Origin of the sequence: Serratia sp. (in: enterobacteria) (assembly GCF_046715635.1) — a bacterium.
GTDB lineage: Bacteria > Pseudomonadota > Gammaproteobacteria > Enterobacterales > Enterobacteriaceae > Chania.
Genome location: NZ_JBKJYW010000552.1, coordinates 1 through 9,061, shown reverse-complemented (window position 1 = coordinate 9,061; position 9,061 = coordinate 1). Strand labels below are relative to the sequence as shown.

The 9,061-nt window shown below is 52.7% G+C and carries 8 protein-coding genes; 6 read left to right on the top strand and 2 right to left on the bottom strand.

Annotation, left to right across the window (positions count from 1 at the left end; genetic code table 11):
- Positions 1-199 precede the first annotated feature (199 nt).
- Together cspE and dsrB are read left to right on the top strand one after the other, a co-directional pair.
- Positions 200-412 carry a transcription antiterminator/RNA stability regulator CspE gene (gene cspE, locus ACLQ7H_RS28665; RefSeq protein ID WP_004946278.1) on the top strand — a complete coding sequence of 71 codons (213 nt, stop codon included), beginning with the start codon at positions 200-202 and terminating at the stop codon, positions 410-412.
- 322 nt (positions 413-734) lie between these two features.
- A complete protein-coding gene (gene dsrB / locus ACLQ7H_RS28660) occupies positions 735-935 on the top strand; it encodes a protein DsrB (RefSeq protein ID WP_411755603.1) in 201 nt (66 codons plus the stop codon).
- 170 nt (positions 936-1,105) lie between these two features.
- Here dsrB and rcsA read toward each other — a convergent pair whose 3' ends face one another.
- On the bottom strand, positions 1,106-1,735 hold the full coding sequence (gene rcsA / locus ACLQ7H_RS28655) for a transcriptional regulator RcsA (protein WP_411755602.1): 630 nt from the start codon (positions 1,733-1,735) through the stop codon (positions 1,106-1,108).
- A gap of 673 nt (positions 1,736-2,408) precedes the next feature.
- Between rcsA and ACLQ7H_RS28650 the strand changes: the two genes are divergently transcribed.
- Positions 2,409-3,146: a GNAT family N-acetyltransferase gene (locus ACLQ7H_RS28650; RefSeq protein ID WP_411755601.1), complete on the top strand. Its 738-nt coding sequence runs from the start codon at positions 2,409-2,411 to the stop codon at positions 3,144-3,146.
- On the opposite strand, the gene ACLQ7H_RS28645 is transcribed toward ACLQ7H_RS28650, so the two are convergent.
- Positions 3,100-4,512, bottom strand: a complete 1,413-nt coding sequence (locus ACLQ7H_RS28645) for a pyridoxal phosphate-dependent decarboxylase family protein (protein WP_411755600.1) — start codon at positions 4,510-4,512, stop codon at positions 3,100-3,102. The genes ACLQ7H_RS28650 and ACLQ7H_RS28645 overlap by 47 nt on opposite strands.
- A gap of 105 nt (positions 4,513-4,617) precedes the next feature.
- Here ACLQ7H_RS28645 and ACLQ7H_RS28640 point away from each other — a divergent pair, with 105 nt between their 5' ends.
- The 3 genes from ACLQ7H_RS28640 to mgtA form a co-directional block, all read left to right on the top strand.
- The gene (locus tag ACLQ7H_RS28640) at positions 4,618-5,487 is read left to right on the top strand and encodes a LysR substrate-binding domain-containing protein (protein WP_411755599.1); all 870 of its coding nucleotides are present in this window, start codon (positions 4,618-4,620) and stop codon (positions 5,485-5,487) included.
- A gap of 539 nt (positions 5,488-6,026) precedes the next feature.
- The gene (locus ACLQ7H_RS28635; protein WP_411755598.1) at positions 6,027-6,725 is read left to right on the top strand and encodes an MgtC family protein; all 699 of its coding nucleotides are present in this window, start codon (positions 6,027-6,029) and stop codon (positions 6,723-6,725) included.
- A gap of 196 nt (positions 6,726-6,921) precedes the next feature.
- On the top strand, positions 6,922-9,061 hold a 2,140-nt coding region (gene mgtA / locus ACLQ7H_RS28630), incomplete at its 3' end, for a magnesium-translocating P-type ATPase (protein WP_411755597.1).

Below are 9,061 nucleotides of genomic sequence, written 5' to 3'. Positions count from 1 at the left end.
GCCCGACATGAGTTAATGATTCTCGGCCTGTGGTACAGACCTATTTATGCACGACATTTTGAGTAAAGTAGTTCAAATTTAAAGCGTTATCCTTGATAGCTCTTCACTGACGAATTTCCTTTCTAGTGCCTCCATAAGTAACTGATGACCGGCTATTTCATGCCCATGGTGGCTTACATTTTTATTGAAGGAATTCAACATGTCTAACATGATCAAAGGTCAAGTGAAGTGGTTCAACGAGTCTAAAGGTTTTGGTTTCATCACTCCTGCAGACGGCAGCAAAGACGTGTTCGTACACTTCTCTGCAATTCAGGATCAAGGCTTCAAGACCCTGGCTGAAGGCCAGAACGTACAGTTCTCTATCGAGAACGGTGCTAAAGGTCCGTCAGCGGCTAACGTTACCGCTATCTAATCGGCCTCTCGCTGATTAACAAAAACCCGCCAAGGCGGGTTTTTTTGTGTCTGCGATTTGAGCCTGGTGGGCGCAGAGCGGTTCACCGTGGGATCTCAGGTGGTCTGAAAGACCCAGTCTAAGTTCTGCTAAACTTTAGTGGTCATCGCCGTATGATGGCTCGCAGGCGCCTCACCCCAACCCGAAGGTGAGGAGCTGCACATCAGGTCCAGGAGGATACCGCGGCATGTGTAGGGGCGCTGCATGCTGCGACCGTTGCAATGGTGGGTTCTTTTCGTCAACTGTAATAGACTGATATCTGGGATAAATAACGAGGTTGAGCATGAAAGTTAACGATCTGGTGACGGTAAAGACCGACGGCGGCCCTCGTCGGGAAGGGGTGGTGTTGGAAGTTGAAGTGTTTAATGAAGGCACAATGTATCTGGTGTCACTAGAGGATTACCCGGCGGGCGTGTGGTTCTTCAATGAAATCGATAGCCGCGATGGGACCTTTGTAGAATTGCGTAGCGCTGAACAGGAGTAAACCTTTCCCTGTATTCGCCGCTCGCCGCTGGCCTGGCTGGTGGAGTTATGTGGTGTTGAAAGCCTGCCAAAATGCCCGCAGCGACAAGCGTTGCCGCTGAAAACGGGCATTTTTTAGTCGTACTCTAAGTCACTGTGTTCCGCTGTCGCTTTACTTGGCCAAGACGGTTATCAACGGCTGTTGACAAAAATGCCGCTGGTAAGCGTGTCGGTCAGGCGGACAACATGGTAGATGATCTGCTTGTTGTGGGTTTTGATCTTTCTTTTGATGTTTCCCTTATGGGAAGAGACGGTTTTTACCTTGATCTGCATCTGATCGGAGATCTGGATGGTGCCTTGGCCGGACATCCACATGCGCAGCATGTTTGACTCGGTTTGGCTGAGTGTGACAGGCGTCTGGTCCAGCGAGCTTTTTTCCGGGCGAACCAGCTTTCTTTCTAAGTAGTGGTTAAGCAACTCACTCATGGTTTGCGGCTTAATCGATTTTGACGAGATGATCACGTTCTTGCGGACGTATAAATAATCGTCGAAATGTACGTTAGTGATGGCCATGAAAATAAAGAATAAAGTATCGGGATTAAGCGAGATCACGCGTTTTATTCTTTCCGTCGCATCCGCCTCATGAATGAAGCAGTCTTCATTTAGGAAGACCATATTCGGCTTAAGTTTGGTGCATTTCTCATGCAGGCCGTCGATATGATTGACAGCGCTAATCTGACGCTTTTTCATCCCATGCGACGTCAGGTAGTCGGTTAATCCTAACCTAGTGTAACTGCATGAATCCATAATGATTATTGGCATAAAGGCCCCCACTTAATTCCGTTTCCACGCGGTTATAAAAGAAAAGCCTGAAGATAACAGGCTGAAAGTTATAAAAAAACACATCTTATGAATGCAACTTTCTATCAATAAAACCGGCATGACTCAACGTCTTTTCGAATTATATTTTAAAATCCACCAAAACCATTAGTTTAGCTTAAGTCGACTTATTATGCTCAGGGGTTACCATGAAATTGGAAATATCGGTAGAGGCCTGGGATTCGGCTTTAAATCTGTTGCTAAGGTTAGGCATTTTCATCTTGATACTATTTTTCGTTAATCAGATAATTCTTAAGTGTATCTTATGTCTCGCTGTGACGCCAGCGTTGGCGGTTTTTTGACAAATTCGTTGCTGCCGATCCATCACCAAATCCCATAAGTATGTTTATTCAATTGATTGTATCAATGTATTGGGGTAAATGGTAACGATTCTTGGTTACTTTTGCGTGCTGTTTATGACTGAAAGCAAGTCAAAATAAGTAGCTCTGCTAACCATGGGGTATTAAATTAAATAACAAATGTAAATTATTTCATTTGATAACTATTCCATGGTGAAGAACTTATCAGCGACATATCGGTTTTCCTGACCTATCTTGATGCACAGAGAAAACGAAATGCTGCCAAATGCGATTTCAACCCACAACCAGGAGGCCGGATGGATCACAATCAGTTTGGGCAACCCATTGGTGCCTTGCTTGAGGGCTGGCAACCGGCGGGTGAACCGGGAAAACAGACTCTCCAAGGGCGCTTTTGCCGCTTGCAGCCGATGGATATTGCACGTCGTGCCGATGAGCTGTTTCACGCTTATCAACTGGCAGAGGACGGGAGTGATTGGACCTATCTGTCTAGTGAACGTCCCACTGAGCTGGCTGTTTTCCAACAGTATCTGCAGCGACAACTGGCAACCCAGGGTAGAAACACCTTGGCAGTGATCGATGCCACTAGCGGTAAAGCGGTCGGCACCTGTGCTTTCTTGAATATCGACCAACCCAATGGGGTGGTGGAACTGGGAATGATCAACTGGTCACCTTTGATGAAGCGGCGAGCGATGGGGAGTGAAGCCATCTTTCTGATGCTCAAGCACGCTTTTGACGACTTGGGCTTTCGCCGTTGCGAGTGGAAATGCGATCGTCTGAATGTCCCCTCGCGTGAGGCCGCACTGCGTCTGGGCTTCACCTTTGAGGGCACTTTTCGTCAGGCGATGACCAGAAAGGGTCGCAACCGTGACACGGACTGGCTATCCATCATCGATGGTGAGTGGCCGTTATTGCGCGAAGCGTTTACCGCCTGGCTATCGCCGCTGAATATCGCTACCGATGGCCAGCAAAAGCAACGCCTCGCGACTTTCAGGCTTCGGCCCGACATGCCTGCATCGATGCCAGTGCCAGAGTAATATCTTGCTCTTCGGTCATCCAATTCACCAGGGCTGCGCGAATACCCGGCTGGCCCGCATAGCTGGTGGGCGTGCAGCGCACCACGCCGTGCTGATCCAAGCGATCGATAAAGCGATTGCGTGCGGCGGTGGCATCGCCTGTAACGCCCTTCAGCGCAAAACACACGATGTTCAGATCCACCGGGGCCAGCAGGTGGAAGCCTTCACTGGCTGCCAATCCGTCACTTAAACGGCGCGCCAACGTCACATTACGCTCGACAATCTCCCGCATACCACTGCTGCCGTAGGCTTTCAATGCCATCCACAAGGGCAGGGCACGAAAACGCCGCGAGTTCTCGGGCGTCAGGTGCAAATAGTTGTCTGGGCGTAACGTGGGGGCTTCCAGATAGGCCGAGTGATTCTGGAACACCTGCATCTGCAATGCCAGATGACGGGTAAATTGAATGGCACTGTCATAAGGGACATTCAGCCATTTATGGGCATCTACGGTGATTGAGTCCGCCTGGTGCCAGCCGTCCAGCAAATGGGCCAGGCGGGGGGAGCAGGCTGCGATCCCCCCAAAGGCGGCATCAACATGTAACCAGAAGGGATAGCGTGCACGTAGTGCCAGCAGGCGGGGCAGATTGTCGAAAACGCCGGTGTTTACCGTGCCTGCGCTGGCGAGCACTATCGTCGGGACATCGGGTGTGGCGGCCAGATGGTGCTCAAGCACCTCGATATCAATAGCTTCGCAATCAGCCTGACTGGCGATAAGCTTTAACGCATCACGCCCAATACCGAGCATACTGAGCGCTTTCACGCTGCTGGCATGAGCACTGGCGGAAAGCACCTGAATCGGCCCCAAGGCGGCCAGGCCAAGCTGTGCTACATCGATCCCGCACTGTTGCCCTAACCACTGGCGGCCAATAGCGATCCCGGTGAAGTTGGCCATGGTAGCACCGCTGACAAAGCTACCGCTGAAGCTGGCAGGCAGTTGCAGCAGGGTTTTCAGTTGCTCAATCGTCGCCAGCTCGATCGCCGCCGCCACGGTATCATGGCTCAGTTGGCTATTCTGGTCGGCAGTGCTGACCAACCAGTCGGCAGCCAGTGCCGCAGGGGTGCTACCGCCGGTGACGAAACCAAAGTAACGTGGCCCGGCACTGCCGGAAAGGCCAGCCTCATAGCGTTGCCAAAACTCTTCTAACGCCGCTAACGCACCGCACCCCTCTTCAGCCAGCCGATTGTCACCGGTTTTTAACTGCTGTTCGGCCAGGGGCGGGCATACCGGGCGCTGGCTCAAGCCGGCAAGGAAGCCCTGAGCCAATTGGTTGGTTCGGTCAAGTATGCGGGGTAAGTCGTTAAGATCCTGCTGCAAACGTGGGTGCATGGTTATGCCTTGGGTTGAGGGCCAGTATGTTTGCACTATAGGCGATCCTGATTGGTGCTAATATCGATATAAAATGACCCTTTTGGATAGTAAGGCTAACCAGTAATGCATGAGCGTCTCCCCCTGCATATTTTGCCGACCTTTGTGATCGCCGCCCGCTTGGAGAATTTGCGTGCCACGGCGCAACGCGTGAGCCTGACTCACGGTGCCGTCAGCCAGCAAATTCAGCAGCTCGAACAGGCTATTGGCTACCCACTTTTTGAACGCTCCGGGCGTGGAGTACGGCTAAATGCCGCCGGGCGTGAACTGCTGGCGGCAACTGAGCCTGCCTTGCTCGCTTTGCAACAGGGCGTTGACCGGGCCAGACGGGTAGCGGTAAGCCAGCTGCTGCGTATTAGCGTGCTGCCTTCCTTTGCGCATTACTGGTTGTTGCCCAGATTAGCGGAGTTCCACCGTACTTGCCCTGGGATCCGGTTGGATATTGACGCCTCGCTGGCAATACAGGATCTTGGTCGCAAAGGATTCGATGCAGCGATCCGCATTGGTGATGGTCAATGGCCAGGCGTTCAGGCGCAGCGTATCGCCTCTGGAGTGGTACTGCCGGTAGCCACCCCTGAGATGGCCAGACAATGGCAGGAGGCATTTGATGCTGGAGAACCACAGGTTCCGCTGCTTGAGCATGACGTCACTCCTTGGCATAGCTGGTTTAGTGCCGTTGGGAAAATTGGCGGTGGGCAACAGTTGGCGCTGTTCAACGATGCTGGTTTACTGTTGCGCGCAGCCGAGCAGGGGTTTGGTATTGCTCTGGTTAAAGCCGTGCTGGCGAAGGATGCGATTGCAGCTGGGCGCTTGGTACCCCTGGCGGCGGCGCTACATTTGAACGATAGCGATGTCTATCTGGTATGGCCGCCCGCCGCCGGTTTAACACCTGAGGTGGCAGCGTTACTCAACTGGTTACAGCAACAGCTAAACTAAATCGCTACGGCTGCTGACAAAACCTCAACGCGATCGTCACCCCGGGGCGCCGCATGCTGCGCCCGATGAACTGTTTACTGCGCCCGACTTGCCCCCTTATATTATTGTGCCTATAACAGTAATTAAATAAGGGGAATATACGGTTTAGGTTTTGTTTAATAATTTAACCTTTACTTCATAACCTCACATAACTATACTTCAGCCAAAATCACCGAGGAGAAAACCAATTGGACAGTTGCAGTAGTAGCGAAATAATAAAGGCAAGTTGACCAATCTCCTGTGATTTGTTGCTTGCCGAACACGGCGGGCAGCACCCCTCTCTAGTTATTCCGAGCTGTGCAAACCCGAATAAGATTGTTGTCCCCGAGGCGCTAGCGCATCGGGCGTATTGATTCGGATATTATTATGGTATTTAACCATCACCACGGCCTTTTCCCTCCGGGCACCCATACGCTAACCCGCTGATTAATTATCGGCGCGATTTCGCGTGTGCTTAACGGCACATGATTCAACCTCAATAAGTCATTAAGGGGAAGATCATGGCTATGACTCCTTTTATCCTGAATTTATTTCTGGCGATGGGCCTGGGTGCCGTGATCGGTGCCGAGCGTCAATGGCGTCAGCGTATGGCGGGCTTACGAACCAATTCTTTGGTCGCGACCGGGGCCGCCGTATTTATACTGAGTTCTTTCACCACCGAACCTTCCAGCGCGGGGCGTATTGCGGCGCAGATCGTTTCCGGTATCGGTTTTCTCGGTGCCGGTGTGATCATGCGGGAAGGGCTAAATATCCGCGGCCTGAACACGGCGGCCACTTTGTGGTGCTCGGCGGCTATCGGCGTGCTCTGCGGCCTGGGGCAGCATTGGGAAGCCGTCTGTGCCTCCCTGGTGATCCTGTGCGCCAATATCCTGCTACGTGAAGCGGCGCAGCGCATCAACCTGCAACCGCAGCAGCAGGCGGTAGATCTGGAGTTGCGTTATCGCGTCCAGGTGACCTGCGGGGAGCAAGATGAAATCCTGGTTCGTACCCTGATCTTACAGGCGTTGAACGGTGTGGCATTACGCCTGCAATCGCTGCGCAGTGCCGATATTGCCATTCCGGGCCAGTTGGAAGTTTGTGCGGAAATTGTGGCTAATCCCGCGGCGCAAAAAGAGATTGAAGGCATTGTCTGCCGTATTAGTTTGGAGCGCAGCGTGAGTGCCGTGCATTGGCGCGTTGCATCAGAATTACCGGTTTAACGATAATTAACCTTCACCGATAAGGTGATAAGGATGTGTTATGCAAACTTACCCCAGATATATAATTACCCTGAGTAATTAAGGTAATAAGTGTTACCTTAATTACGCCGAAAAAATAAATTCCACTTTGCGTATGTTCACCCGTTATTACGGGCGGGGTAGCCCTGTGTGCAAAGTAAAAAAAGAGAATAGCGTCATGATCCAGATGAAAGAAAATAGCCGCCGCCGTGATAAACAGCGCGAGCCGTATGCCATTGCTCTCGAGGCAAAGAACAGCCTCGATCAAACGTTGGCTAATTTGAACTGTAACCGCATCGGCTTAACCCAGGAAGATGCCCAGGAGCGTTTGCAGTATTTTGGTAGCAATCAGGTCGCCCATGAGAAGGCGCCGCATGCGTTGGTGCAGTTAGTCAGCGCGTTTAACAACCCGTTTATCTTTGTGTTGATGGTGCTGGCAGGGATCAGTTTCTTTACCGATTACTGGCTACCCATTCAGCACGGTGAAGAAACCGATCTTACCGGTGTCATCATTATCCTGATCATGGTGGCGTTGAGCGGTTTGCTGCGCTTCTGGCAGGAATACCGCACCAATAAAGCGGCCGAATCACTCAAATCGATGGTACGTACCACGGCAACGGTGTTACGCCGCAGTAATTTCAGCTCCCAGGCGTTAGCGGTGGAAATTCCCATTCGTGAGTTGGTTCCGGGCGACATTATCCAGCTCTCCGCCGGGGACATGATACCCGCGGACCTGCGTTTACTCAGTTCACGCGATCTGTTTATCAGCCAGGCCATCCTGACCGGTGAGGCGATACCGATCGAGAAATACGATGCCTTGGCCAACGTCAGTCAAAAGTCCATTGAGAGTGATGCCTCCAGCGAAAGCGAACTGCTGGAGTTGGCCAATATCTGCCTGATGGGCACCAACGTGGCCAGCGGAACGGCGACGGCGGTGGTGGTCGCGACCGGTGGCCGCACCTACTTTGGCTCCCTGGCTAAGTCGATCGTCGGTACTCGTTCGCAAACCGCGTTTGACCGTGGGGTAAACAGCGTTAGCTGGCTGCTGATCCGCTTTATGCTGGTGATGGTGCCGATCGTTTTGCTGATTAACGGTTTTACCAAGGGAGACTGGACGGAGGCGGCCCTGTTTGCCTTGGCGGTCGCCGTGGGTCTGACGCCGGAAATGCTGCCGATGATTGTCAGCTCGAACCTGGCGAAGGGCGCAATTGCCATGGCACGCCGCAAGGTGGTGGTCAAACGGCTGAATGCGATCCAGAACTTTGGCGCGATGGACGTGCTTTGTACCGATAAAACCGGCACTCTGACGCAGGATCGCATCATTCTGGAACACCATCTGGACGTGAACGGCAGCAAGGATAACCACGTGCTGCATTTAGCCTGGTTGAACAGCTTCCATCAGAGCGGCATGAAAAACCTGATGGATCAGGCGGTGATCCGTTTTGGCCAAGGGCAACCAGGGGTTGAGGCGTTAGGGCGCTACAGCAAGGTTGATGAGCTGCCGTTTGACTTTGTACGCCGTCGTTTGTCGATCGTGGTACAGGATGAACAACAGCACCCACTGCTGATTTGCAAAGGCGCGGTTGAAGAGATGCTGGAGATCGCCACTCACATCCGCGTTGGGCAGCAGGTGTTGGCGCTTGACGAGGCTCGCCGTGCCGATTTGCAGGCGTTGGCCTGCCAGTACAACGAAGATGGCTTCCGCGTGCTGGTGTTGGCAACGCGAGATCTGGGTCTGGAGGGGGGGACTCTGCCACTGAGCATTGTGGATGAACGCGATCTGGTGATCGAAGGCCTGTTGACCTTCCTCGATCCACCGAAAGAGAGCGCTCGTGAAGCGATTGCAGCCCTGCAGGAAAATGGCGTGGCGGTGAAAGTACTGACCGGCGACAACCCGGTGATCACCTGTAAAATCTGCCGTGACGTCGGTCTGGAACCGGGAGAGCCACTCTCGGGCCTGGAGATTGAACAGATGGATGATGCCCATCTGATGCGTGAGGTTGAGCAGCGTACGGTATTCACCAAGCTGACGCCGCTGCAAAAATCGCGCGTGCTGAAAATGTTGCAGGCTAACGGCCACACCGTGGGCTTCCTGGGGGATGGCATCAATGATGCCCCGGCGTTACGCGATGCCGATGTGGGCATTTCTGTTGATACCGGCACCGATATCGCCAAGGAATCCGCCGACATCATCCTGTTGGAAAAGAACCTGATGGTGCTGGAAGAAGGGGTGATCAAAGGGCGTGAAACCTTCGGTAATATCATCAAGTATCTGAACATGACCGCCAGCTCCAACTTCGGCAACGTGTTCTCGGTAC